Origin of the sequence: Legionella geestiana (assembly GCF_004571195.1) — a bacterium.
Taxonomy (GTDB): Bacteria; Pseudomonadota; Gammaproteobacteria; order Legionellales; family Legionellaceae; genus Legionella_B; species Legionella_B geestiana.
Genome location: NZ_CP038271.1, coordinates 262085 through 288248, shown reverse-complemented (window position 1 = coordinate 288248; position 26164 = coordinate 262085). Strand labels below are relative to the sequence as shown.

Genomic DNA, 26164 nt, shown 5'->3' with positions numbered 1-26164 from the left:
CATGCGTGAGGACTGGAAAAGTTGCCCGGCCGGGTCTCTTTCGGGAGAAATCGAGGTTCCAGGTGATAAATCGATATCACACCGTGCCATAATATTTGCTGCGATTGCCGAGGGCACCAGTACAATCCGTGGTTTTCTCGAAGGAGAAGACTGCCTTGCTACCGTGCGTGCGTTTAGAGCGATGGGTGTGCGTATTGAGGGGCCTGAAAACGGACAGATAGTGGTTCATGGGGTGGGTAAACATGGACTGAATGCGCCAGAGAACCCCATTGATTGCGGTAACTCTGGTACCAGCATGCGTCTTTTGGCCGGTCTTCTTGCATCACAGCCTTTTGACAGCGTACTTACAGGGGATGAGAGCCTGCTGCGACGCCCCATGGCGCGTGTTACTGAGCCGTTGAATCAGATGGGTGCAGAAGTTATCGCCTCTAAAAACGGCACACCTCCCCTTATTATTCACGGTGGTAAATCATTAAAGGGCATTGATTATGCCTTGCCGGTTGCGAGCGCACAGGTGAAATCAGCACTGCTGCTGGCGGGGCTTTATGCGTCAAGTGAAACGCGTATTAGAGAGCCGAGGCTTACGCGCGATCATACCGAGCGCATGATGGCGGCTTTTGGTGTGCCTCTCGAGAAAGAGGGGCATGCACTGACGCTTAAGCCAGGTGGTGAGCTTCGGGCGACCGACCTCAGCGTGCCCTGTGACATTTCGTCAGCTGCTTTTTTTCTGGTGGCAGCGAGCATAATACCGGGGTCGGCACTTACGCTCCTGAATGTTGGCATGAATCCCGGGCGCACCGGTATTCTTGATATTCTCGCGCGTATGAAGGCAGATATTCGCGTGACGAACACGCGCTTTTATGGTGGCGAACCAGTGGCAGACCTTGAGGTCCGCCACGCCCCGCTGCAGGGAATTGCTATTCCGCCAGAGCTGGTACCGAACGCCATTGATGAGTTCCCGGCAATTTTTATTGCAGCGGCCTCGGCCCGTGGTGTGACTACGCTTTCAGGCGCTGAGGAGCTTCGCACTAAGGAAAGCGACAGGATTCAGATGATGGCTGAGGGGCTTTTGGAACTTGGCATTACGGTTACCGTTCTCCCTGATGGCATCTGCATTGAAGGGGGTGAACTGCGTGGCGGCCGGGTAAAAACCGCTCACGATCACCGCATCGCCATGGCGTTTGCAATCGCAGGTGCCGCGAGTCGAGAGGGGGTAATTATTGAAGATTGCGTCAATGTAGCAACATCCTTCCCAGGATTTGTCGCATGTGCCAATCGTGTACATTTAGATATACAGGAACTGGATTACGATGTCTGAAAATCGCGTACCGGTCATTACCCTTGACGGCCCAAGCGGCACTGGAAAGGGTACACTTTGCCACAGACTGGCCGTGCACCTTGGCTGGCACCTTCTTGACAGTGGCGCAATTTATCGCGTCCTGGCGCTGGCTGCTCGCAGACGCGGTCTTGATTTTAACAATCATGAGGCATTGACTGCACTCGCTCATACGCTTGATCTACGCTTTGAAACATTTCCCGATGGTGAGCAGCGCGTCCTGCTTGAGGGATGCGATGTTGCCCGCGAGATTCGTGAGGAGCCATGTGGAGAAGATGCCTCAAAACTGGCGGTTATTGCGGTCCTTCGCGATGCGCTGCTGGCACGCCAGCGGGCTTTTGCCGAAGCGCCGGGGCTGGTGACGGATGGTCGAGACATGGGTACTGTGGTGTTCCCTAATGCACTTTTAAAGGTGTATTTGTTTGCGGCACCAGAAGAAAGGGCTAAACGGCGTTATTTTCAGTTGAAAGAAAAAGGAAATGATGTTAGCCTCGCGCAGGTTGTAGAAGAGTTGCACCGGCGCGACGCCCGGGATATGGCGCGTGAACATGCACCACTTAAACCCGCCGCAGATGCGGTTTTATTAGATACAACTGGTTTAACGATTACACAAGTGTTCAATAGTGTATTAGAATTACTGAATAAGCGCTTATAATTTGCGCAATGTTTTTTTAGTGTCGCCGAGTACGGCGGGGTTAAAAAGGGGGGAAGTCGGGCGATTCCGTGCTTCCATGAGTTAACTAACAGAGTTTACAGACATGACTGAAAGTTTCAAAGAGTTGTTCGAACAGAGTATACAGGGCGCGCAGTTTTATCCAGGTGCCATCATTTCCGCAAAAGTTATTGGTATTGATGACACGTTTGTGACCCTCAACGCGGGTCTCAAATCGGAAGGTATCGTCGCTGTTGAAGAGTTTCTGAACAAAAACGGTGAAATGGAGGTTCATGTCGGCGATGTCGTTGAAGTAGCCCTGGACTCCGTCGAAGACGGCCACGGTGAAACCCTGCTTTCCCGGGAAAAGGCAAAACGTCAGGAAGCCTGGCGCAAGCTGTCACGTTCCCATGAGAACAACGAAACTGTCACCGGCCTGATTTCCGGCAAGGTTAAAGGTGGATTTACCGTTGAAATCGGTTCTATCCGTGCCTTCCTGCCTGGTTCCCTTGTTGACGTGCGCCCTGTGCGCGATCCTTCGTACCTTGAAGGCAAAGAGCTTGAGTTCAAGGTTATCAAGATGGATATCAAGCGCAACAACATTGTGGTTTCCCGTCGGGCCGTGGTTGAAGAAGAAAGCAGTGCGGACAGACAGGCTCTGCTCGAATCCCTGCACGATGGCCAGATTCTCAATGGTATCGTCAAAAACCTCACCGATTACGGTGCGTTTATCGACCTTGGCGGTATCGATGGTTTGCTGCACATTACCGACATTTCCTGGAAGCGCGTCAAGCATCCGGGCGAAGTACTTACAGTCGGCCAGGATGTTAAGGTCAAGGTATTGAGCTTCGACAGCGAGCGCAACCGCGTATCCCTCGGCATGAAGCAGCTTGGCAACGATCCGTGGGTTGATCTTGTTGACCGTTACCCCATAGGCAAAAAACTTCAGGGTAAAGTAACCAACATCACTGATTACGGTTGCTTTGTTGAAATCGAAGAAGGTGTTGAAGGTCTTGTACACATGTCCGAAATGGACTGGACCAACAAGAACGTCCATCCAGGAAAAGTTGTTTCCATGGGCGAACTGGTTGATGTCATGGTACTTGAAATTGACGAAGACCGCCGCCGTATTTCCCTTGGCATGAAGCAGTGTGTCGGCAATCCGTGGCACCGTTTTTCTGAGTCACACAGCAAAGGTCAGAAAGTCAGCGGAAAAATTCGCTCCATTACCGACTTCGGTATTTTCATCGGCCTTGACGGTGATATCGATGGACTCGTACATCTCTCTGACATTTCCTGGAGCACTCCGGGTGAAGAAGCGGTCAAGCAGTTTAAAAAAGGTCAGGAGCTGGAAGCCGTTATTCTTGCAATTGACGCAGAAAGAGAGCGTATTTCTCTCGGCCTGAAACAGCTTGAAGGTGATGTCTTCGGACGCTTTGCGGAAGATAACGCTAAAGGCACGGTTGTCAGTGGTCGTGTGATTGCGGTTGAGCCGAAGCTCGTAACAGTTGAAGTGGCACCAGAAATCATTGGTACCATTCGTGTTACCGAACTTTCTGAAGACAAGGTAGATGATGCTACCCACGTCGTGAAAGAAGGCGATACCATTGAAGCAAAAATCACCAATGTCGATCGTAAAAACCGCACCCTCGTGCTTTCCGTGAAAGCGAAGGATGCACACGAACAGGCAGAAGCCATTAAGAAGTACTCCCGCAGTGGCGAAACCGTAGCGAATACCACGCTCGGCGACCTGCTGAAGGAAAAAATGGCGAACAGAGAATCTGAGTAATATTCTCTGAGCCTCTCAAAATCCCCGCTTTAAGCGGGGATTTTTTTTGCTTCGATGTAAAGAAAATCCATTAAATACATGACTTTATCTGGCTTGGCTAAGCATGACGAAGTCCGGCATCGGGTATCTCCAAAGGCCGGATGTTTATTACGAGCATCCCATCCCGCGCTTATCAGCGCAGGCTACGGCGCCATTTCAAATAAATTACTGTATTTAAAAGATTTTTTGTAGGCTGGGCTGAGCATGGCGAAGCCCGGCATCGGGTATCCCCAAAGGCCGGATGTTTATTACGCGCATCCTGTCCCGCGCTTATCAGCGCAGGCTACGGCGCCATTTCAAATAAATTACTGTATTTAAAAGATTTTTTGTAGGCTGGGCTGAGCATGGCGAAGCCCGGCATCGGGTATCCCCAAAGGCCGGATGTTTATTACGCGCATCCTGTCCCGCGCTTATCAGCGCAGGCTACGGCGCCATTTCAAATAAATTACTGTATTTAAAAGATTTTTTGTAGGCTGGGCTGAGCATGGCGAAGCCCGGCATCGGGTATCCCCAAAGGCCGGATGTTTATTACGCGCATCCTGTCCCGCGCTTATCAGCGCAGGCTACGGCGCCATTTCAAATAAATTACTGTATTTAAAGGATTTTTTGTAGGCTGGGCTGAGTACCACGAAGCCCGGCATCGGGTATCCCCAAAGGCCGGATGTTTATTATGCGCATCCTGTCCCGCGCTTATCAGCGCAGGCTACCGCGCCATTTTTAAATAAATTATTGTATTTAAAAGATTTTTTGGCAGGCTGGGCTGAGCATGGCGAAGCCCGGCATCGGGTATAGCCGTGCACCGGATGTCTTATCATGCATCCCTGCCTAAGCTTAAAAGCCCCGGCTACGGCCTTTAATCAATTGATTCAATAACACCGCAGAAAAAGTTGAAAAAAAAACATTATCCCTTCACAATAAAACCACTTTTTTGCGATAACCGCATGGAATACGAACGATGCGCATGCTGATGTTGCTGGTGTATGTTTTACTGGTAGTCCTCGGTGTCAGTTTCGCGGCACTGAATGCTACAGCGGTTCCCGTGAATTTTTATCTGTATCAGGCAACCCTCCCCATATCCGTGCTCATGACACTTTCTCTTGGCGCTGGCATATTGCTCGGGGTAGCATTAATGCTGCGCAGAATGTGGCGCCTGTCCCGTGAGTTACGTGCAGTGAAGAACCAGCTGCAGCTTCGGGGCGAGGAAATCAAAAATCTGCGCTCAATTCCTCTGCAGAATTAGGACTCCTATGATTAACCTGTGGCCTCTGCTGTTACCCGCTGCCGCCTGGTCAGGCTGGTGGGTTGCGCGCCGGCAACAGGCGGCGGACAAACCTCTGCCACAAAGTCGTCTATCGCGCGAGTACATGGTGGGGCTTAACTATCTTCTGGATGAGCAGCCCGATAAGGCGGTTGATGTTTTTATCCGCCTCCTCGAAGCCGACAGCGATACCGTGGAAACGCACCTTGCACTTGGAAGTCTTTTTAGACGCCGTGGCGAAGTGGATCGCGCCATACGGATTCACCAAAACCTGATTGCGCGTCCTCAGCTTGGAGGGGCCCTTAAGCGCGATGCACTGATGGCACTCGGTCAGGATTATCTGAGCGCCGGTGTGCTTGACCGGGCTGAGCGAATTTTTCACGAGGTACTGGAGCTTGGCGGGGTGCGGGAAACTCGCAGCCTTCAGGGCCTGCTCACCATTCATCAGCAGGAAAAAGCCTGGGAAAAGGCACTGGAAACTCTGAGGATGCTGGAATCCGCCACTGGTCAGTCAATGCATGTTCAGGCAGCACACTTTTATTGTGAAATAGCTCAGAAGGCACTCGATGAGAAAAAGCCGGATAAAGCCGAAGCCGCCATCCGACAGGCTTTGCAGGCGGATAAGAATTCTGTAAGGGCAAGCCTGATGCAGGCGCGTCAGTTGATGCATAACGGACTCTATCGGGAAGCCATTCGTTCGCTAATGCGTGTTCCAAAGCAGGATGTTGATTTTTTGACTGAAATCATCGACCCCCTGGTAGAGTGCCATACACAGTGTGGTACCATGGATGAATGTATTCGTTATCTTGAAAAAAGCATTGAAGACGCGCCGAGAGCCTCTACTATTTTTGTAGTGGCAGATTACCTGCGGCGTGAAAGGAGTCTTGAAGCGGCAATTGATTTTGTCGCAGTACGCTTAAATTCACATCAGTCGATTCGTGGGCTTACACGACTTATACAGTGGCACCTTGATTCTGCATATGGCAAGGTGCGTGAAAAACTGCAAATGCTATACGATATTACCAGCCGTTTCATGGACAATAAACCCATATACCGCTGTGGTTATTGCGGTTTTGGCGGGAAACATTTGCATTGGCACTGTCCAAGTTGTAAGCAATGGGGTAAAATGAAGCCCGTTCTTGGCCTTGAGGGCGAGTAGGCGAAACCTTTTGAGGTAACTATGCAATTTGTCGATTTGAAAAAACAATACCTTCGCATTGAAGAAGGCGTATTGCAGGCGATTTCCACGGTACTGCAACATGGTCAATACATCATGGGACCAGAGATTACCGAACTTGAGCGCCAGCTGGCTGATTTTGTTGGTGTTAAACACGCCATTGTCAATTCCAGTGGAACCGATGCGCTCCTGATGGCACTGATGGCACTTGATATTGGTCCCGGTGATGAAGTCATTACCACTCCCTTTAGTTTTTTTGCGACTGCCGAAGTCATCCTTCTTGCCGGCGCGAAACCGGTATTTGTGGACATCGAGCCAGACACGTGGAACCTTGATGCCGCGCGCATTGAACGCGCCATTACCCCTAAAACCCGCGCCATTATGCCTGTCAGTCTTTATGGGCAGTGTGCCGACATGGATGCGATTAATGCGGTTGCGCGTGCGCATAATATTGCCGTTATCGAGGATGCCGCTCAGAGCTTTGGGGCGCAATACCATGGCAAATTTTCATGTGGTATTTCTGATATTGGCTGTACCAGTTTTTTCCCGTCCAAACCACTTGGCGGTTATGGTGACTCTGGTGCCTGCTTTACAAATGATGACAGACTTGCTGAGACCCTGCGCCAGATTCGCAATCATGGGCAGAAAGAGCGTTACGTGCATGAACGCCTTGGCATGAATGGTCGAATGGATACGCTACAGGCGGCGATTCTCCTTGAAAAGCTTAAGCTTTTTCCTGAAGAAATAGAGTTGCGCGCTGCAGTTGCGGCACGCTATGACCGACTCCTTGATAATTGTGCGAAGGTCGCCATTACCAAGGCCGGGCGCACGAACGTGTATGCCCAGTATACGCTCGAAGTCAGCGAACGCGCGGCATTCCAGAAAGCGCTCGCAGAAAAGGGTATTCCGACAGCCGTGCACTATCCCATTGCCATGCATCTGCAGCCAGCCCTAAAAAATCTGGGCTATAAGCCCGGTGATTTTCCAGTAGCTGAGCGTGCGAGTGCCCGTGTGGTGAGCCTGCCGATGCATCCTTATCTCACACTGGAAGAGCAGGGGCGCGTTGCAGGGGTGGTTAAGGAAGCTCTGCACGCGCAATTTGCCTTGGAAGATGAATAGTGCCGCGCCTTATAGTCGCACTCGATTTTGACAGCGCTGAAAAAGCACTGGCTTTTACAGATTGTGTTGACCCCACACTTTGTGCGCTGAAAGTTGGGAGTGAGCTTTTTACAGCAGCTGGACCGAAACTGGTAGAAGCCCTGGTGCTGCGCCAGTTTCGTGTGTTTCTTGACCTGAAATGGCATGACATTCCCAACACCGTCGCAAGTGCGTGTCGCGTTGCAGCGTCTCTCGGTGTCTGGATGGTTAATGTGCATGCGTCTGGCGGCCTGCCCATGCTGATGGCTGCACGTGAAGCACTGAGCGGCCGGGATGCGCCGCTTCTCATTGCCGTGACCGTGCTCACAAGCTTTGATGAAGCACAACTTAAAGCCACGGGTTGCGCGACAAACCTTACGCAGCAGGTACTTACGCTTGCCTCTCTCGCGCGTGATGCAGGCCTTGATGGCGTGGTGAGCTCAGCACTTGAGGCGCAAAGCATCAAGTCTGCCTGCGGGTCGTCATTTATTACGGTAACGCCTGGAATACGCCTGCCGGAGGATGAAGCCTCTGATCAACGCCGTATCATGACTCCAGAGGCCGCCATTGCTGCCGGCAGTGATTACCTCGTAATGGGGCGCTCTATTACCCGCTCTGAAAACCCGACCCTGGTGCTGGAAAAGCTGCGGGATATCACAAACATACCCTGATGTGCCTGCGCATCAGGAGGGTAGCTTTTAAAATCGTCATCTTGCCGTATTTTGGCAGAGTGTGTTACAAAGGATAAGCGTTTTCCGAAAAGGCATTCATGCAACTTTTGCATAAAAATAAATATCGCGCTTTGCACGACTGGTTCGCTACCCCCCAGGGAACCGCGGCAGGATTTGCCATTGCCCGTGAAATCATGAAACATACGGAAAGTCTTACAGGCTTTACGCTGGCGCAGCTTGGCATGTGTGGCACCAACCCATGGCTTGAACACATGTCCTTTACAAGACAGTGGGTTTTAAGTCCCTGTGTGGAGCAGAAGGGCAGTGCGATGGTGTGTGCCTTTAATGCGCTACCATTTGACCGCAACAGCCTCGATTGCGTTATCGTACCCTTTGGGATTGAGGTTTTTGGATTGCAGACCAATCTGCTTGATGAAGTGGACCGCGTGCTTCGCCCGATGGGACATGCCGTCTTTATCGGCATCAATCCCTGGAGCCTTTGGGGGGCTGGCATGCGTTTTGGCAGAGCGGTTTTTATGGGGCAGGCGCATACGCACCTTAGCTCCTCACTGTTGCTGCATAACGCACTGATGCACCGCGGATTACAGCAGACGGCTTTCTCGAGTTTTTACTATACACCTCCAGTGCACGCGATGCGCTGGATAAAGCGTTTTGACTTTTTAAACGAAATGGGAAAAATGGTCTGGCCATTACCTCCGGCATTTTATTGCATGGTTGCGCAGAAATATCAATGCATTGCCCCATCACTCCGTCCACAGGTGCTGCGTGCGCCCGTCAGCACGCTGCCGCTCGCAACGGGCGTTTAATAAAATTATGCTGTGTACGGGATATTTTTTCCGCGCCGGGGGATTCACGTGTATTTTTGTACCGTGACCAGGCTGAATCGTTCCATGCGTTGGCTCCGTGCCATACCCCGAATGGGTCCCCGCCTGCGCGGGGAAGACAGTGTGGGAGAGATTTTGGCCTCTGTACACAACCCGAATCCTGTCATTCCCGCGCAGGCAGGGAACCCATCCATGTGCCGGCACGGGGCTAACTCCAGCATGAGCTCTGGGAAGACAACGATTTTTCGTCCCGTACACAGAAAATTATTACAAGAAGGATTCTCTGAACCGTACTGATTTAGTATAATGTATCGCCTTCATCCACATTGCCCTGATTTAAGCTGTAACTGCTCCAGGGGCGAACTATCTTTGAGGAATATGCATGAGCATCCCGGTTTCTATTCAGGACGTTTACGCGAAGTCTGCGTGTCTTTACACCACCGCCCAGGTCGAAGCCGCACTGGATAAAATGGCAAGTGCCATTCATGAACGTCTGCATGATAAAAATCCAGTCATTGTATGCGTCATGATTGGCGGACTCGTGCCCATGGCGAACCTGCTGCTGCGCCTTGATTTCCCGCTCGAGGTCGATTATGTGCATGCCACGCGCTACCGCGGTGAGATTACCGGCGGCGAGTTGCACTGGAAGGTAAGGCCTCGTCTTGAGCTTAAGGATAGAACCGTTCTGGTCGTTGACGATATTCTAGATGGCGGGGTCACCCTTGCATCCATCCTCAAGGAAGTTGAGGCTATAGGGGCTAAAGAAGTGATGAGCGCCGTACTTGTTGATAAACATCACAAGCGAGTGCCGGAAGGTCTGCAAAAAGCGGATTTTGTCGGGCTTGAAGTGGATGATCATTACATTTTCGGTTATGGCATGGATTACAACGAATACCTGCGAAACGCGCCAGGCATTTTCGTTGTGGCGCCTGAGCACGAATAGAACACACGCTGATGAAGTACCCGCAAGCCCCTTTTTAAGGGGATGCGGGATATCTGAAGGGATTATCAGTTGCTGTTACTGCCTGAAGAATTAGAGAAAGATGGAGAACGTAGCGGTTGTTTGTCGGATACGGTATCTGTAACAGTATTTACAAAGAGTGCTGGGCTATTGACGGGCTCCGAGGTTGATGTTTGTCCCCCAATTGAGGCATTAGCAGGAGGTACAACATACTCAAGCTCAAATGACTGATGCTCTCGCGTAATATCATTAATTTTTGGTTGTGCCCAGTCTGCAAGCCATCCAAAACCCCAGATGTGCTGACCAATCCAGCGGGCGGCTTTCAAATACCAGGGCACATCAGCTTCAGTGATTCTGGCCTGTGTTGTTGGGAATTTAGGTGGTTCACTAATATTGTCAGGCTTGTCTTTAAGAGAACCGGACTCTGAAACTATTTCGTCATCAAGGTTATAAGACACATGTCCACTTTCACTGAATTGGTGATAACGAAGCTGTAGACGAATCACATCACTGGTTTGACTAACCCCGTCCGGATTCATGAGCCCTGTTTGAAGTCTTAAACCACCAACACTGTCTAAAACATGTTGTGAAACCTCAAGCTTAAACAGCGTCAAAGCGAGTGATTGGTTCGCTGCTTCTTTACGATGCTTTTTAGCTTCTTTTGCTGCTTGATTATAACCTTCAATAGAATCGCCTTGAAACCGTGTTGCAGGTGAGGTAAAAAATTCAACAGGCTGTGTCCTGGTGTTAACTTCTCCCAGTGTCCACGCATAAATTATCGGCATAACAACAACTCCATCATAAAAAATAAAAACACGTCACGCGCTTGAGGCAAGGCGCGTGCCGCCGGGAAACTCAGTCAGTGCGCTGGAAATCTGGCGGTAGAGCTCAGGAAGCCAGCGCGGTTGCGCAAAATTCGAGGTGGCAGGTTTACTGACACGCATGTCGTTTGGCGCAATAATCACCCGAGTGTTTTCAAGGCCCACGCGGCGTGTCAGTAAAAATAACTGGTCGATATTGCGATCGCCAATGGCGAGACAGCCTACAGAAAACGACTTTCCGTGAATGAAAATATTGTTGCCAAGCTTGCGCCGACCATCGCGTATGCCCTGCATTTTATCAAACTGATTCGGATAATTAATCATCATTGAGAGATGCATGCTGCTGTAGGGGTTAAAAGACGTCAGGCGATAAATGCCTTCAGGTATCTGGCCATCACCTTCACGCAGCTTCGGACCGAGGCGCCCGCTGAAGGCGGTCAGGTTATAATCGTGGATGTGCCTCCAGGACGTTGCCTCATCTTTGGCCCAAAGCTCAACCCGACGTTCCTGTTTGAAAGCAAGCAGGGCGATGTCTTTGGGAGGGTAACTCACCCGCGCTTTTTCAAACCAGCGCTTAAGCTCAGGTTCTGTACGTGCACCATAGCGCGAAACCGCATTATCAATCGCCTTGTTCCAGTCAGGCTTTTGTCCCATGCCAAAAGCCTGGGCGGTAAAAACGCTGAGCAGTATGATGAACAGTCGATACATGGCCTGCTAACCCTCGTTCACAATGGGACAGATATTACCAAAAAAAACACAAGAGTACAATTAATTTACAGAATCAGAAGCTTCCATGGGTATTTTAGCCTTAGGCGGCGTAGTAAGTTGCCCCACGAGGAAATCAGGTGCTGCTTCAAGAATACCTGTTGATGGTAAAAGGCCATAGTGATTGGGGCAAAGGTAGCGAATGCGGCCTTTGGTATCAACGATGTAAAAAACATAGTCGTACGCACACCAGTCGGGCTTGTTGAAGGTGCCTACCTGAACAACCGGTGTACCATCAAGCCTGCTTTCCATAAAGCGTGCATTCACCCAGAGATTAATCAAAAGGATGGTCGATGCGCTAAAGAGAAGAAGCGCGAAAAGGATGGATACGATGCGCACCAGTTTATACGCATGAAAACGCGGTGATGAAAACAGAAGATACACAATCGCCGCAACAACGATAATCAGGTTAAAAGAATAGGGTACGGCATTGGCATAATCAAAATGTGCCCCGAGAATGGCGCGCCCCATGAGTTTGTACTGCAGCATTAACGCCAGCAGGCTTATCCAGAGGGCTGCCAGTACGAGATTAACGCGTCTTTTGCGAAAACCCATAAACAAAAGCAGCGCACTTAACACGGGCGCCAGGTATTGTATTGCCGTAAAGGTCTGCATCATTCCAGCCATTTCCTTGTAGCCAACATTTCATCTTTATATCAGGTAAATCCGCTTTTGACTATGGGGCTTCACAAGATGCGCCAAATATAACTTTTCGTCGCGATAATTCAAAAAGGAGTTGAGTACATACAATAATAAACAGAGAGCAACTCTGCCTAGGTCATGTTTGCTGCATACTGAGTAAACCCATGTCACTCAGCGCTTAATTCGTGCTTTTCGCTCGAGCCTTTAAAATGTTGTGCAAACAAGCAATAAAACGGGTTTTTTGCTTGTCGTTCTTTTAAACTTGTGCCATTATTTATTGACCATATCTGTCAAGTATCGAGCAGAAAATGATGGTTGAATTGCTATCCCGAATACAGTTTGGTTTCAGTATTGGCTTTCATATTCTTTTCCCCACGCTCAACCTTGGGCTGGCGGTTTTTCTCGTCATCATGGAAGCCATATGGCTTAAAACCAGAAATCCAATCTACCTTGAAATTTGCAGATTCTGGACGCGAATTTTTGCCCTGACCTTCGGAATGGGGGTTGTGTCAGGCATTGTGCTTGCCTATCAGATAGGGACGAATTTTGGGCCTTTCATCACGCAGTTTGGTAACGTACTCGGGGCACTCTTTGCCTACGAGACCCTGACCGCCTTTTTCCTTGAGGCAGGATTTCTTGGGGTAATGCTCTTTGGCTGGAAGCGCGTGCCGCCTGTCGTGCATTTTTTTGCGACACTGCTCGTGGCCATTGGTACGACTATCTCCGCTTTCTGGATAATGTCCGCAAACTCCTGGATGCAGGCGCCGAGCGGCTACCAGGTTATCAACGGCGCCTATGTCGTTGACAGCTGGTGGGCGGTAGTCATGAATCCAACCTTTGTGCCGCGTTTTATCCACATGCTCCTGGCATCCTACGTAACGACTTCTTTCGTGGTGATGGCGGTTTCCGGGTATTATCTGCTGCGAAACAAGGCCCCTGACATTGCAAGGGCATCGCTGTCTTTCAGCCTTTGGGCGGCACTGATTCTGGTGCCTCTGCAAATTGCAGCCGGCGATGTTGCAGGGGTTCGCGTGCACCATTTTCAACCCTTAAAAACGGCAGCAATGGAAGGTGTCTGGGAAACGCAAAAGGGCGCGCCGTTGCTGTTATTCGCGATTCCTTCACAAACTGAAGAAAAAAATTATTTTGAAATCGGCATTCCCAAGCTTGCCAGTCTGATAAATACCCATTCACTGGATGGAGAACTGCAGGGATTGAAAAGTGTTCCTTCGGATGACAGGCCACGGATGGCGCCGGTATTTTTTACCTTTCGTGCAATGGTGGGCATTGGGCTTTTCATGCTGCTGGTAGCCGTCACAGGACTGGTGCTCAGGCTTCGAGGCACACTTTATGATACAGCGTGGTTCCATCGCGTGTGTGTGGCCATGGCACCCCTCGGATTTATCGCGAGCATCGCAGGATGGCTGACTGCTGAAATTGGTCGCCAGCCCTGGGTGGTGCATGGCCTCATGCGTACGCGTGATGCGGTGTCGGCTATCACCGTCGAACAGGTTATCATTTCTTTTTCTCTGTTAATTCTTGCCTACGGCATTATTTTTGGCTTTTACCTGTATTACCTTTTTAAACTCATACGCAAAGGACCGGACGTGCCGTTGCGGGATAGCCTTGAGCAACATGCGTTCCAGTACATGACCGTGCTTCGGGAGAAAAAATAATGCTGCCGCTCATTTTCGCTGTCCTTCTTGGGTTTATCGTACTGATGTACGTTATTCTCGATGGCTTTGATTTAGGCATTGGCATTCTTTTTCCGTTTACGACCAGTGAGCGCGAGCGCGATACGATGATGAATTCCATCGCGCCCGTCTGGGACGGTAACGAAACCTGGCTTGTGTTCGGCGGGGCAATGCTTTATGGCGCCTTTCCAAAGGTTTATGGCATGCTTTTGCCGATTCTTTACATGCCTGTCATGCTGATGCTGATAGCCCTCATTTTTCGCGGTGTCAGTTTTGAATTTCGGTTTAAGGCCAAGACATCCAAACCCGTCTGGAACTGGTCGTTTGCCATTGGCTCGGTGACGGCGACATTTTTTCAGGGCGTGATTCTTGGTGCGTTTGTGCAGGGTTTTCCCATCAATGAGGCACAAATGACTATCCACAATCCCGACTGGCTCACGCCTTTTAGTCTCTGCACGGGTTTCGCGCTGGTGTGCGGCTATGCGCTGCTTGGCGCCACCTGGATGATTTTTAAAAGCGATGGGCGACTGCAGCGAAAAATGGTGCACTATGCCAGGGGGCTTTTGGTGCTCGTCAGTCTATTTTTGCTCTTTGTGAGCATCTGGACGCCGCTGCACAGTGATGAGATTTTTCATCGCTGGTATGATTTTCCGAACATTCTTCTTTTAAGTCCTCTGCCGGCACTGGCCGCCTGGTCCATTTACCGCGCATGGTGCCACTTGAATGCAGGCAGTGCCTACAAGCCGTTTTTATACAGTATTCTCGTGTTTTTTTGCTCGTATGTCGGCATTGCTATCAGCGTCTATCCCTACTTAATCCCGCATCAGGTCACACTCTGGGAAGCGGCGGCTCCTGCCTCGACACTGGTGTTTATTCTCATTGGAGTCTGCATTATGCTCCCGATTTTGCTCGCTTATACGGCATACGCCTACTATCTCTTTCGCGGAAAGCCACAGGGGCATTATCATTAGCTTTTGCAAGACGCCCCGTTATCGAGGGCGTCTTGGGAAAAACATGGATGTAGTCTGCTGATACCGCCGATAATGCTCGCCCCTTGAGGCTAAAGACCCCGCTTCTGTCATGGGGGCTGTGATGCGCGTCATGATGAGATAGAGCATAACCGGCGAGACAATTGCTATCCAGCCATAAGGCGCGCTCAGCGCAAAAAGTGTAAACGCACACCACACAAGCCAATCCGAAAAGTAATTTGGGTGTCTGCTGTAGCGCCAGAGTTTTTGGTTGCAGACTTCGCCCGGGAATTTCTTTTTAAAGTCCTGAAGCTGACGGTCAGCTGTAGTTTCAAGGAGAAGGGCGGTTAAAAAAAGTGCGATTCCCATTGCATCGATAATGCTGAACACGCTGGCAGAGGCTGTAAAATACCATGGCAGGGAAATCACAAAAATCAACGCTCCCTGCAGCTGGAAGTTCAAAAAGAACCCGAGAGGTTTTGAAATTTTCCAGTTATCACTTAGTGCCAGATAGCGTTTATCCACTTTTTTGCGTCTGATGCGTGTCCACCAGAGATAGCCTCCAAGCCTTACTCCCCAGAGGAGGAGGGCGACACCTAAAACAATCGAGCGCCACGAAAGTGTACCATTCAAGAGATACAAAAGCCCCGCGAGCGTCAGACCGCTCGCCCAGCCGACATCTACAACCGAGGGATTATTGGTGCGCCGATACCACACCCAGAAAAGGCACATGTGCAGGAAAAGGGCAATGAGGACCAGGCTAACTATCATGGTTGAGTTTTCCTCTGCAGGTGATTAAAGACAAAGAGGCAAAGCGGCAGGAGTAAGGCCCATGTCGTGCCGAGAGCCGTGTAAAAATAGAGGGGATTTGTGGTTACTGTCGCAGCTCCAACCCTTACGCCAAGCCAGTAGGCAAAGATCATCGAGGGAAAAACAATGCTCCCCCAGAGCAGATAGTGTGTCAGCCAGTTACGATAGATTAGGATGATATTTACGCCAAAACTCAGCCATAAAGCCGTCATCCATGGAGGGGAAACGGGCGCATGAAAGGGATTGGCATGAAACTGCACGAGGCCCGCATACTGCCACAGCGTGTCAGTAACCGTACCAAGAAGGCTCAAGGCCACGGTAAAGAACAGCGCGTCGCGCCATGGAAGCCTGTTATGCGCCTGCAGGAGCATCTGCAGGGCAATGAGGCAGAGCGTGATGCCTGTTCCCGTCCATGCATCACCCTTTGCAGCAAAGTGGATACAGGCAAACCATGCCAGGTACCAGGATGCTCCGTGCAGCAATTTAATGTAGTACGTTTTCATGAGCAGAAGATGCGCCGGATATTGCAGTTTTCAAGATAATTCATCATAGTGGGTGCTTTACATTTCATGCAAGTGAATACTATGGCGCGTTATCTCGTTATTGCGGCAGGCAGTGCAATTGGTCAGGCAGTAAGCACACTTTTGCGTGAGCAGGGAGATACAGTTTTGACTACAGCGCGGGACAGTCAAAAAATCAACCCTGATTTTTTGCTGGATGCGACTCAGTTTGACGCGGTGTCTCAGGTGTTTCGTGATGCGGGTGAGCTTGATGGTGTAGTCAATTGCGCCGGCTCGCTTCTTTTAAAAAGTGCGCACATCACATCGGCCGAGGAATTTCAGGCGGTGATTGCGGCATCGTTAACAACCTCCTTTGCAACCGTACGTGCAGCGGGACAGCACATGCGAAAGGGCGGTTCTGTGGTGCTGATTTCATCCGCCGCAGCCCTTACAGGGCTTGCCAATCATGAAGCCATAGCCGCTGCGAAAGCGGGGGTGATTGGCCTTTCTCAATCGGCTGCCGCAACCTATGCACCAATGCGTCTTAGAGTGAACGTTGTTGCACCCGGCATGGTGGAAAGCCCGCTTACAGCATCAATTTTAAGCAACGAACTGGCGCATACGGCCTCCAAAGCCATGCACGCCCTCGGGCGCATTGGTACACCCCTTGATATTGCCCGGGCCGTTCAGTTTTTCCTGCATCCTGATAATGACTGGATAACCGGACAAGTGCTGGCTGTAGACGGTGGATTAAGCCGTGTTCGGCCCAAGATGAAGTTTTAACGGTTGCATTTTTACAACCATGGGTATATCCTTGTCGCCGTTGGAGAGGTGGCCGAGCGGTTGAAGGCGCACGCCTGGAAAGTGTGTATACGGCAACGTATCGAGGGTTCGAATCCCTCTCTCTCCGCCACCCTGCGTTCTTCGAACTTCGGGCGGCACGCCAGAAGTGAGTTAGAACCAGGAGTGTCTCACGAAGCTTTAGCGTAGTGAGGCATTTAAAACGAATGGATTACATTTGTTTTTAGAATTATCCAGTCGAAATGTTTATGCTGGTTTTGGCGGTAATTTTCTTCGATCTTCGAATAAAACGAATGTACTACGTTTATTTTCTAGAACTATCCAATAATAACATCTACGTCGGTTTTAGCAGTAATCTAAAGCAACGATTTAAAGCGCATAATGATGGTAGAGTGCCTTCTACAGCAAGCTTTTTGCCTGTAAAGCTGAAAAGTTATGTGGCTGTTGAAACCAAAGAAAAGGCAATGGCTTTAGAAAAATACTTCAAAAGTGGTTCTGGAAAAGCGGTGGCGCTAAAACGCTTCTTGTAAACCGGAGGCACCATGCGTAATGAATGATTTTCTCACTTCCCAGTTTTCCAAACCATCTATACACCTAGACTTCCTTGTCATACACCTGACTTGGATTCACGTTAAAAATCATCATATAATCATCAGGAGCACTCATCAAAGAAAAGGGTATTGTCATGAAGCATGCATGGAAGCGGTTTATTTCTTTGTGGGTTGCCTGTTTGTGCGCTTCCACCATGGCGCATGCCGATTTAAAAGTAGGGGTCATGTTTTTCGACCCGCCGCTGGTGATGTCTGCCAATCAGGGTTTTCATGTTGATTTAGCCAATAAAATCTGTCAGGGATTGCAGGAAAAGTGCGTTATTGTTCCCATGGTATGGGAAGAGCTTTTTACAGCCCTTGATAACGGCAAGATAGATCTTATCATGGGCGTTTTTCCAACGCCTGAGCGCGTGCAGAAATACCTCTTTAGCATACCCTATCTCCCCAGTAATGGCCGTATCATTGTGCTCTCTCGACTGGCGATTGACCGCGTTACACAGTTAAAAGGGCAAGAGGTCGGAATCCTTCGGGAGGAGACGGGGGCTGGTGTGTTTGCAGAATATGTTCAGGCGGCATTTCCCGGTCTTTTTCAGGTGATAAAGTATAAAGACATTGAAACGCTGCTCGAATCACTGGCAGATGATACGGTTCAGGCGGCGCTGCTGCACGAGACGGCAGTTAATTACTGGGTTGCCAATTCTCGAGGCATTTTCAGCATGCTTGGAAACCCGTTCCCCCTTGGCGGTGGCTACTCCATCATGACCCTGCCCAATAGTCAGGCCCTGATTACCCGTATTGATGCACAAATTCGCCTGTTAAAATCAAACGGTGTTTTTGACAAACTCTACAGTACCTACTTTGGTGGTTTCCCAGGCGACGGGAGCCCAAAAACCTGAGCCTGCTGCTTTCTCATGATAAAAACCCGGTTTGGCATGTTATCCCGGTCGACTTTGATTAATAAATAAACTTAATGTATATTTATTATGAAATCAGACAGGAGAGAAAAATGCACAATAAACGCTACAGGGATGCGGGTACCGGGCAGTATGTTTCTGAATCCTATGCAATGAGGCATCCGGGTACAACGGTCTGTGAAACCCTGAAACGCCATATGCAGCCCTCAAATAAAAAACAGCGGCGCAAATAAACGCATTTAATGGATGCCTTTAAAGAAAATGCAAGGAGTGTGTATGAAAATCCGCACGCTGTTAACGCCATTTGTGACCATGCCGCTGATCGCAGGAGCCGTGCTGGTGATTGCGATGATGTGGGCACCACTGACACACGCCGCCCAGGGGTGCGGTCATGGATATCACATGACAGCCTATGGACGCTGTGTACCCAACAGCCCTGGCCCATGGGCGCGCGCCATTCCCGGGCGCCCGGATTGCTGGTTGAACCGGTGGGGAGCCGTGCGATGCTGGCGCTGATTAGGGTCTGTTGACAATTGGTGACACGGCTGTAAACCACCAAATGTCAACAGACCCTGGGAATCAAGGCTCCCTGATGCTGTCGAGATGGCTTATGACGGCAGCATCGAAGGGCCTTTTTTAATGGCATTGATAAGTGGAGTCAGTACTTTTCTGGCGCCACACTCTACAAAATCCTGCTCGCCAGCTATCAGGAGATGCTCAATACTCTGTGTCCATCGTACCGGTTGCATCATATGACACGCAAGGTAACCCGCAATTGTGTGGGCTGGATAGGGCATGGCATTCAGGTTCGCGATAACGGGTATTTTGGGTGGGTTAAACGAGAAATCTTGAAGAAACTCCGCAAAGGCTTCACTTGCCTCTCGCACAAGCGGGGTATGAAAAGCGCCATTAACCTTCAACGGAATAAAACGTTTTGCTCCGGCTTCCAGAAACAAAGGCGTAGCCCGCATCAGTGCATTGCTGTCGCCAGCAATCACAAACTGTGAAGGGCTGTTATAGTTGGCAATGTAGAGGTTTTTAAATCCTGACAGCACAAGCACCCGCTGAATCTCATGCTCTCCGAGCCCAATAACTGCGGCCATGCTCCCATTGTTAACGGTTGCTGAAAGCTCCGCACGCTTTTGCACAATCCGAAGCCCGGTTGCAAAATCAAACACCCCGGCGATATGGAGCGCATTATATTCACCAAGACTGTGGCCTGCGAGAAAGCTTATCGAACCATGAAAGGATTCACGCCACTGCCGCCATGCAAGGGCATTAATTACAAAGAGTGCAGGTTGAGTGTAGCGTGTATTATCAAGAAGGTGTTCGGGGTCTTCGAGGCAGAGTGTCTGAATATCATAACCAAGGATGAGGCTTGCTTCACGTACAGGTGCTTTAAAGTGCTCGAAAAGCTCTCTCCCCATGCCCACCCACTGAGACCCCTGCCCTGGGAACACACACACCGTCATTGGTTTTCTCCAGACATCAAATCCCGCATAGCGGCTGTTTAAATGCATTATACCATGTATTATTAACAACATTTTGGAGAACGCGGGCGCTACTACAGCGTTATCTTAAAATTCAATCAGGCTGGATGGATTGTGAGGCCTGTGCCAGCCTGTTGGGCAGGGGCCTTGCCCGTGCGCATTGAAACAGGATGGAGAGGATTGTATAGTAACTTCTTTTCAATTCGTTGAAAGGGATTTCTGATGCGCCGTCCAGTCTTTTCAGGGATGTTATCGGTATTAACGCTTCCCGCCTTTGCCAATGCCATACAGCTTTTTACCGGGCTTAACTATGCTAATCCTGCCGAACTTTTTAAAGTACAGGAGAGTGAGTTTATTATTGGGTCTGTTGGCCAGAACCTCAATATGAAGTTTCGTGGAAACTCCATTAACTTTAACACGTTTCGCTACGATGAGGGACGCGCCACCACCAATCAGACCGATGCACTCCCGTATGGCCGCTTTGCACGCCGCATCAACCAGAAACTGGTTCTTGGAGTGGATGTAACCGAACCATATTTTTCAAACCTTCGCTGGGGGAATAACTCTATCCTGCGCTACATTACCACACAGACTGTTCTCAGGGATGTCGATATCAGTCCGAGAGCGTCGGTGGCTTTAAGCCAGAGCCTCTTTGTCGGTGCGGGTCTTAATATCAATTTGCTCCGTAACAACGAAATCAATTTTGCAGTTCCCACCGGACCGCTGTCATATGCCAACCTGATTAACAAATCCTCCGCTACCAAAACAGGTTTTAATCTGGGGGCGTATTATGTGGTTAACCCCACTAATTTTGTGGGAGTCAGTTATTTTTCCCCCATTAAAATGAACACCACCGGCCCGAGTATTCTCAATGGAACCAATGTCTTTAACAATGATTATTCTTCGCCGCTGCCACTGCCTGCAACTGGTGTGCTGAGTTTTACCCATTTCTTCTCTAAAACATGGCTTGCCAATCTGCAGATGTTCTACTCTGACTGGAGCCCGCTGAAAACTGTGGATTTAATCAATACGGCAGTTGGCAGCGACTTCATTTTTCAGTCAAAATACCGTGGATCGTATGCGTTTATCGGTGTGGTGCGTCATCAATATACCGAAAAGCTTGGTTTGTCGCTGATTGGCGTAATGGACACCAACCCGGTCCCGTCTACGCTTCGAAGCCCCGCATTGCCGTCTGATAACCAGTACGCACTTGCCATTTCTTCCGACTATGCGCTGACAAAGCAGGCAACGCTTCAGTTTATCTACGGGCATGGCGTTGCGAAGCCGCGCATTAACCTCAGCGCGCCCACGCCCGCCGGTGAGCGCCTGCAGCTGACGACGGGGCACATTAACGTCAATGCCAATGTGATAGATTTACGCGTGAAGATTGCTGTTTAGCGTTCGTTAAAGAGGCGTTCTCACGCCTCTTCGTTACACGCGATACACTCTATAAACCGGGCGCCATACCGTTCCAGCTTGCTCTGGCCAACTCCTGAAACCTGCAGAAATGCCCCGAGCGTTCGGGGTTTAAGGGCAATCATGTCAAAGAGAGAGGCATCGCTGAAGACCATAAAAGGGGGCTTTGACTCTTCTTCGGCAATGCGGCGGCGTAATGCGCGCAGTGCCTCAAAAAGCGGGCTCGAGGCCTGTGCTGGCTTTTCTCTGGCGTTTTTTCTGTCTGCTTTTGGCAGTTCCTTGCGCACGGCAAGCATCAGAGTGGCCTGTCCCTTCAGGAGCAGCCCCGCCTTTTTTTTGAGGCGCAAAATGTTGTACTGGTTGATGTCCTGCTCACAATATTCTTCGTGAATAAGCTGCCATGCAAGCTGGCGCCACCAGTGTTCCGGTTTGTCTTTACCGATGCCATAGGTACTGAGCACATGGTGGCCCGCGGCTTCAATCTTCTCAGACTGACTGCCGCGCAGTACGGCAATGGTGTATCCCATCCCGTAGCGCTGACCAAGGCGATACACGCAGGAGAGAAACTTTTGCGCGTCTACTGTGGCATCGACTTTTTCTGGAGGATGGTCACAGACATCGCAGTGTCCGCATGGCTCTGGCGCCTCTTCATCAAAATAACGCAGAAGAATCTGGCGGCGGCAGTGTGAGGCTTCGGCAAAAGCAAGCATGTGCCCGAGTTTTGCGCTCTCTATGCGTTGTACCTGCAGGCTGGCAATGCCGGCTATGAATGCCCGCAGTTTGGCGCTGTCTGCCGGATCATACAGTAACAATGCTTTTGAGGGCAATCCGTCACGTCCGGCGCGCCCGGTTTCCTGATAATACCCCTCGATGGTTTTAGGGATATCATGGTGAATGACAAAGCGCACATTGGGTTTATCGATGCCCATGCCAAATGCAATCGTGGCGATGACCAAATCAATCTTGTCATGGCGAAAAAGGTGCTGTACTTCACGACGCTCATCATGTGGCAGGCCGGCATGATAGGCGCGTGCACGGAAATTTCGGGCGATAAGCGCCTCTGACAGGCGTTCGACTGTTGAGCGCGTGCTGCAGTAAATGATGCCGGGCTCATCAGGATGCTCTTTGAGAAAGGCCTCAATCTGGCGCAGCGGCTGGTGTTTGCTGACCACCTGATAGTGAATGTTTGGGCGATTAAACGATGCGACATAGAAGGTCGGCGAAAAATTAAGGCGCTCTGTAATGTCGCGCTGGGTTTGACGGTCAGCAGTTGCCGTCAGCGCAATCATGGGAACTGTTGGGAATTCGCGTTTTAAGGCGCCAAGCTCTGCGTATTCCGGGCGAAAATCATGCCCCCATTGTGAAACGCAATGCGCTTCATCGATGGCAAAAAGCGCAATAGGGCACTCGTGCAGCCGCTCGATAAATCCCGGACTGAGCAGGCGCTCCGGCGCGATATACAGAAGATCAAGGGTTCCGGCGTGAAGGCGCGCAAGAACGCTGCGTGCATCATCACTGTTTTGTGATGAGTTATAGCACTCAGCCCGTATTCCAAGTGCTTTAAGTGCGCTCACCTGGTCTTCCATGAGCGCAATCAGGGGCGACACCACAATGCCAACACCCTGACGCACGAGAGCGGGAAGCTGATAACAGAGCGACTTTCCTCCCCCGGTAGGCATTAATACCAGCACATCTCTTCCGGCTATAACCTCTTCAATCACCGGTTTTTGATGGCTGCGAAACGCATCAAAGCCCCAATGGCGTTTGAGCAGCTTAAGGGCACTTTCACTCAGAGACGCATCAAGCGCATGATTTTCCATACATTGCTGCTTATTATTCTTTTACAGGCATGAAAAATCCGCAATAATAGCACCCATTGCAGGGATATGAATAATGTAAATTGCGTGAAAGGTGTTTTTTGCTGCCGACAGGAGAAAGGCAATGGATTTTCAACTCAGTGACGAACAGAAAGCCATTAAGGCAATGGCCGGTGAATTTGCGCGGGAACAGCTTGCGCCAAATGCCGAAGCCTGGGACAGTGAATCCTATTTTCCGCGGGATGTGCTGCAGGCGGCGGCGCGTCTTGGCATGGGCGGAATTTTCGCCGGAGAAGACGTTGGAGGGAGCGCGCTCTCGCGTCTGGATGCGGCACTGATTTTTGAACAGCTTGCCGCGGGATGTATCAGTACCAGCGCATTTTTGTCCATACACAATATGGTTACTTCGCTGATTGACCACCACGGCTCAGCTGCGCAGCGCGCGCATTTTTTGCCGAGTCTTGTCAGCATGGACTGGATGGCAAGCTTCTGCCTCACTGAACCTGACTCAGGCTCTGATGCTGCCTCCCTGAAAACCCGGGCAGAGCGCGATGGGGATTTTTACGTATTAAACGGCGCGAAATCCTTTATTTCAGGGGGAGGTGTGAATGAGGTCTATCTTTGCATGGTGCGCACCAGCGAAGACAAGCATCACGGTATCAGCTGCGTCCTTGTTGAGAAGGACACGCCCGGTTTTTCTTTCGGCAAGCAGGAGAAAAAGATGGGATGGCGCAGCCAGCCCACGAGCATGCTGTATTTTGAAAACTGCCGTATCCCGGTCAGTAACCGCATTGGCGAAGAGGGCGATGGGTTTCGCATGGCGCTTAATGACCTGAACGGCGGGCGCATTAACATCGCTGCCTGTTCACTGGGAGGGGCGCTCGCGTGTCTCCAAATGGTGCGTCAATACATGCAGGAGCGTCATCAGTTTGGTAAGGCGCTGAAAAATCTGCAGGCGCTGCGTTTTTATTATGCCGATATGCTGACCGCTTTTGAAACAGCGCGTCTTATGGTCTACCGTGCCGCTGAAGCCCTTGACAGGAAAGCCTCTGACGCCCCACGGCTGTGTGCCATGGCAAAGCGGTACGCGACTGATACGGCCTTTGACATCAGCGACAAAACCCTGCAGATTTTTGGCGGCTACGGCTATCTGCGGGATTACCAGGTGGAGCGGATATTCAGAGATTTACGCGTGCACCGAATACTTGAGGGCACTAACGAAATCATGCGCGAAATTATCGCCAAATCAACCCTTGATGTCGAGTTTGCACTCGAGTAGGAGCTATAATGGACTGGATTCTTGATTCCCTCGATGCCGATGGCATTCTGACACTGACGATAAACCGTCCTGAGAAGTTGAATGCGCTTGCTACTGAAGTGCTGGTTGCACTCGCTGTGCAATTTGAACGCGCGCGAACGGACTCGCGGGTAAAAGGGATTCTCATAACCGGTGCCGGGAAGGCATTTTCTGCCGGTGCTGATATTACGCGGCTTGCAGAATGTGATGCTCAAAGTGGCTATGCCTTTGCACTGTCGGGCCAGCGCGTGTTTCGTGCGCTCGAAACACTGGCCAAACCCTCGATTGCCGCAGTTAACGGATTTGCTTTTGGCGGTGGGTGTGAGCTGATGCTGGCAGCAACGCTGCGCATTGCGAGTACTGCGGCACGCTTTGGGCAGCCGGAAGTCAAGCTTGGGGTGATTCCAGGTTTTGGCGGTACGCAGCGTCTTGCGCGGGTAGTGGGGAAGGGGCGTGCGCTTGACCTGTGCCTGACCGGGCGTTTTATTGATGCAGAAACGGCATTGGCTTTTGGTCTTGTCAGTGAGGTTGTGGAGCCAGAAGCGCTGCTCGCGCGTGCGAGAGAAATTCTGCAGGGAATTCTTGCGATGGCGCCACTTGCCGTTGCCGGCGTGATGGAAGTTATTGATCACGGCTATGACCTGTCGCTGGACGATGCCCTTCACCTTGAAGCCATTCATTTTGCCAAAACCTGCGCAAGCCACGACAAACAGGAAGGGGTTTCGGCGTTTCTTGAAAAACGGCCAGCGGTTTTCACGGGGAAATAAGGTGAGTGACGATATTCTTTTTGAAGAAGCGGGAACGGTGGGGGTGGTGACATTAAACCGCCCTGCGGCTTTGAACGCGCTGACGCTGCCGATGGTGTGCGCGCTGAAGCACCAGCTTCACCTCTGGAACGAAGATGCGCGTGTGCGTTCCATCGTGCTCAAAGCCACTCCCTCCAAGGCGTTTTGTGCCGGGGGGGATGTACGCTGGCTGTACGACAACGGGCGCGTGCATCCCGAGAAAGTAATGGCGTTTTTCGAAAACGAATACGCAATGAATTTGAGCATTGCCACGCTCAAAAAACCCTTTGTGGCACTGATGGATGGCATGACCATGGGGGGCGGGGTCGGTGTGTCGCTGCATGGTCAGTTCCCGGTTGCAACTGAGCGTTTCGTGTTTGCGATGCCAGAAACCAGTATTGGGTTTTTTCCTGATATTGGCGCCTCTCATCTTTTAAATCGCCTGCCAGGCGAGCTTGGCATGTATCTCGCGTTAACCGGAGACCGGCTGGATGCCGGGCGTGCACATGAGGTAGGGCTTGTCTATGCGTGTGTGCCGTCTTCTCAACTTCAGGAAGTGCAGACGGCCATCCTTCAGGAGGATACTTCACCGGAGGTTATTCTTGCGCCGTGGCACACTCCGGTTTACAGCCCCTGGCCTGAGCGCGCCATCATTGACCAGTGTTTTGCCGCCGGGAGCGTTGAGGGTATTTTGGAGCGACTCGCGTCTTGTGATGCGCCTTTCGCACAACGCACGCAAGAAACCCTGCGTGCTAAATCGCCCTTGGCGCTTAAGGTCACATTCGCGCATTTAAAGCGTACGCGCGGACTGTCGCTGGCCGATTGTCTGAAAGAGGATTACCAACTCGCCGGGCATTTTATGCGTTCACAGGATTTCTACGAAGGTGTGCGCGCACTGCTTGTAGACAAAGATAAAAACCCGCGCTGGCAACCGGCGGGTATCGATGCTGTAACGAGCGAAATGGTCGAGGCGTTTTTTGACGGCATCATTTTCACACGTCTGAGGTAATAGGATGGTGTAAATCTCG

27 protein-coding genes and 1 tRNA gene are annotated in these 26164 nt (G+C 50.7%); 21 read left to right on the top strand and 7 right to left on the bottom strand.

Annotated elements, in window-relative coordinates:
- Position 1 precedes the first annotated feature (1 nt).
- The 9 genes from aroA to E4T54_RS01195 all read left to right on the top strand — a co-directional run bounded on the left by aroA (position 2) and on the right by E4T54_RS01195 (position 9847).
- Entirely contained in the window at positions 2 to 1318 is a 1317-nt protein-coding gene (aroA, locus tag E4T54_RS01235) for a 3-phosphoshikimate 1-carboxyvinyltransferase (protein WP_028386168.1), read from the top strand.
- On the top strand, positions 1311 to 1991 hold the full coding sequence (gene cmk, locus E4T54_RS01230; RefSeq protein WP_028386169.1) for a (d)CMP kinase: 681 nt from the start codon (positions 1311 to 1313) through the stop codon (positions 1989 to 1991). Before aroA ends, cmk begins: the two co-directional genes overlap by 8 nt.
- 103 nt (positions 1992 to 2094) lie before the next feature.
- Entirely contained in the window at positions 2095 to 3777 is a 1683-nt protein-coding gene (gene rpsA / locus E4T54_RS01225) for a 30S ribosomal protein S1 (protein WP_028386170.1), read from the top strand.
- A 1000-nt stretch (positions 3778 to 4777) separates the two neighbouring features.
- Complete coding sequence (locus E4T54_RS01220) at positions 4778 to 5056, top strand: LapA family protein (protein ID WP_244924874.1); 279 nt, start codon at positions 4778 to 4780, stop codon at positions 5054 to 5056.
- A 7-nt stretch (positions 5057 to 5063) separates the two neighbouring features.
- Complete coding sequence (gene lapB / locus E4T54_RS01215) at positions 5064 to 6233, top strand: lipopolysaccharide assembly protein LapB (RefSeq protein WP_028386172.1); 1170 nt, start codon at positions 5064 to 5066, stop codon at positions 6231 to 6233.
- A gap of 21 nt (positions 6234 to 6254) precedes the next feature.
- Positions 6255 to 7370: a DegT/DnrJ/EryC1/StrS family aminotransferase gene (locus E4T54_RS01210; protein WP_028386173.1), complete on the top strand. Its 1116-nt coding sequence runs from the start codon at positions 6255 to 6257 to the stop codon at positions 7368 to 7370.
- Complete coding sequence (gene pyrF / locus E4T54_RS01205; RefSeq protein WP_028386174.1) at positions 7367 to 8059, top strand: orotidine-5'-phosphate decarboxylase; 693 nt, start codon at positions 7367 to 7369, stop codon at positions 8057 to 8059. Before E4T54_RS01210 ends, pyrF begins: the two co-directional genes overlap by 4 nt.
- Before the next feature lie 98 nt (positions 8060 to 8157).
- Entirely contained in the window at positions 8158 to 8886 is a 729-nt protein-coding gene (locus E4T54_RS01200; RefSeq protein WP_035901993.1) for a methyltransferase domain-containing protein, read from the top strand.
- Positions 8887 to 9286: 400 nt separating this feature from the next.
- A complete protein-coding gene (locus tag E4T54_RS01195) occupies positions 9287 to 9847 on the top strand; it encodes a hypoxanthine-guanine phosphoribosyltransferase (protein WP_028386175.1) in 561 nt (186 codons plus the stop codon).
- A gap of 65 nt (positions 9848 to 9912) precedes the next feature.
- Here E4T54_RS01195 and E4T54_RS01190 read toward each other — a convergent pair whose 3' ends face one another.
- From E4T54_RS01190 to E4T54_RS01180, 3 genes are read right to left on the bottom strand one after another with little or no spacing between them, the layout of a single operon-like run.
- Complete coding sequence (locus tag E4T54_RS01190) at positions 9913 to 10650, bottom strand: hypothetical protein (RefSeq protein WP_028386176.1); 738 nt, start codon at positions 10648 to 10650, stop codon at positions 9913 to 9915.
- A gap of 33 nt (positions 10651 to 10683) precedes the next feature.
- Entirely contained in the window at positions 10684 to 11394 is a 711-nt protein-coding gene (locus tag E4T54_RS01185) for a L,D-transpeptidase family protein (RefSeq protein WP_028386177.1), read from the bottom strand.
- A 60-nt stretch (positions 11395 to 11454) separates the two neighbouring features.
- A complete protein-coding gene (locus tag E4T54_RS01180) occupies positions 11455 to 12069 on the bottom strand; it encodes a hypothetical protein (protein WP_051550852.1) in 615 nt (204 codons plus the stop codon).
- Positions 12070 to 12401: 332 nt separating this feature from the next.
- On the opposite strand from E4T54_RS01180, the gene E4T54_RS01175 reads away from it, so the two are divergent.
- The gene (locus E4T54_RS01175) at positions 12402 to 13769 is read left to right on the top strand and encodes a cytochrome ubiquinol oxidase subunit I (RefSeq protein ID WP_028386179.1); all 1368 of its coding nucleotides are present in this window, start codon (positions 12402 to 12404) and stop codon (positions 13767 to 13769) included.
- A complete protein-coding gene (gene cydB / locus E4T54_RS01170; protein ID WP_028386180.1) occupies positions 13769 to 14758 on the top strand; it encodes a cytochrome d ubiquinol oxidase subunit II in 990 nt (329 codons plus the stop codon). The genes E4T54_RS01175 and cydB overlap by 1 nt, the downstream gene beginning before the upstream one ends.
- Positions 14759 to 14776: 18 nt before the next feature.
- On the opposite strand, the gene E4T54_RS01165 is transcribed toward cydB, so the two are convergent.
- Positions 14777 to 15526, bottom strand: coding sequence for a DUF1295 domain-containing protein (locus E4T54_RS01165; RefSeq protein ID WP_028386181.1), 750 nt, complete (start codon positions 15524 to 15526; stop codon positions 14777 to 14779).
- Positions 15523 to 16068, bottom strand: coding sequence for a DUF2878 domain-containing protein (locus tag E4T54_RS01160; RefSeq protein WP_028386182.1), 546 nt, complete (start codon positions 16066 to 16068; stop codon positions 15523 to 15525). The genes E4T54_RS01165 and E4T54_RS01160 overlap by 4 nt, the downstream gene beginning before the upstream one ends.
- A gap of 81 nt (positions 16069 to 16149) precedes the next feature.
- On the opposite strand from E4T54_RS01160, the gene E4T54_RS01155 reads away from it, so the two are divergent.
- From E4T54_RS01155 to E4T54_RS01130, 6 genes are all read left to right on the top strand, one after another.
- Positions 16150 to 16848 carry an SDR family NAD(P)-dependent oxidoreductase gene (locus E4T54_RS01155; protein WP_028386183.1) on the top strand — a complete coding sequence of 233 codons (699 nt, stop codon included), beginning with the start codon at positions 16150 to 16152 and terminating at the stop codon, positions 16846 to 16848.
- Between the two features lie 42 nt (positions 16849 to 16890).
- Positions 16891 to 16978: transfer RNA gene (locus E4T54_RS01150), tRNA-Ser, on the top strand.
- A gap of 136 nt (positions 16979 to 17114) precedes the next feature.
- Entirely contained in the window at positions 17115 to 17396 is a 282-nt protein-coding gene (locus E4T54_RS01145) for a GIY-YIG nuclease family protein (RefSeq protein WP_051550855.1), read from the top strand.
- 155 nt (positions 17397 to 17551) lie between these two features.
- Complete coding sequence (locus E4T54_RS01140) at positions 17552 to 18313, top strand: transporter substrate-binding domain-containing protein (RefSeq protein ID WP_028386185.1); 762 nt, start codon at positions 17552 to 17554, stop codon at positions 18311 to 18313.
- Positions 18314 to 18423: 110 nt separating this feature from the next.
- A complete protein-coding gene (locus E4T54_RS01135; RefSeq protein WP_115152824.1) occupies positions 18424 to 18564 on the top strand; it encodes a multidrug transporter in 141 nt (46 codons plus the stop codon).
- Positions 18565 to 18643: 79 nt separating this feature from the next.
- Positions 18644 to 18847: a GCG_CRPN prefix-to-repeats domain-containing protein gene (locus tag E4T54_RS01130; protein ID WP_115152874.1), complete on the top strand. Its 204-nt coding sequence runs from the start codon at positions 18644 to 18646 to the stop codon at positions 18845 to 18847.
- Positions 18848 to 18939: 92 nt separating this feature from the next.
- On the opposite strand, the gene fabD is transcribed toward E4T54_RS01130, so the two are convergent.
- Positions 18940 to 19803, bottom strand: a complete 864-nt coding sequence (gene fabD / locus E4T54_RS01125) for an ACP S-malonyltransferase (protein WP_028386187.1) — start codon at positions 19801 to 19803, stop codon at positions 18940 to 18942.
- A gap of 240 nt (positions 19804 to 20043) precedes the next feature.
- Here fabD and E4T54_RS01120 point away from each other — a divergent pair, with 240 nt between their 5' ends.
- Positions 20044 to 21219, top strand: coding sequence for an OmpP1/FadL family transporter (locus tag E4T54_RS01120; protein ID WP_028386188.1), 1176 nt, complete (start codon positions 20044 to 20046; stop codon positions 21217 to 21219).
- A gap of 20 nt (positions 21220 to 21239) precedes the next feature.
- On the opposite strand, the gene recQ is transcribed toward E4T54_RS01120, so the two are convergent.
- Positions 21240 to 23057, bottom strand: a complete 1818-nt coding sequence (gene recQ / locus E4T54_RS01115; RefSeq protein ID WP_028386189.1) for a DNA helicase RecQ — start codon at positions 23055 to 23057, stop codon at positions 21240 to 21242.
- 121 nt (positions 23058 to 23178) lie between these two features.
- On the opposite strand from recQ, the gene E4T54_RS01110 reads away from it, so the two are divergent.
- Genes E4T54_RS01110 through E4T54_RS01100 form a run of 3 tightly spaced genes read left to right on the top strand, consistent with a single transcriptional unit; the run spans position 23179 to position 26145 of the window.
- The gene (locus tag E4T54_RS01110; RefSeq protein ID WP_028386190.1) at positions 23179 to 24333 is read left to right on the top strand and encodes an acyl-CoA dehydrogenase family protein; all 1155 of its coding nucleotides are present in this window, start codon (positions 23179 to 23181) and stop codon (positions 24331 to 24333) included.
- An 8-nt stretch (positions 24334 to 24341) separates the two neighbouring features.
- A complete protein-coding gene (locus E4T54_RS01105; RefSeq protein ID WP_028386191.1) occupies positions 24342 to 25118 on the top strand; it encodes an enoyl-CoA hydratase/isomerase family protein in 777 nt (258 codons plus the stop codon).
- A 1-nt stretch (position 25119) separates the two neighbouring features.
- Positions 25120 to 26145, top strand: a complete 1026-nt coding sequence (locus tag E4T54_RS01100) for an enoyl-CoA hydratase/isomerase family protein (RefSeq protein WP_028386192.1) — start codon at positions 25120 to 25122, stop codon at positions 26143 to 26145.
- Positions 26146 to 26164: the final 19 nt, after the last annotated feature.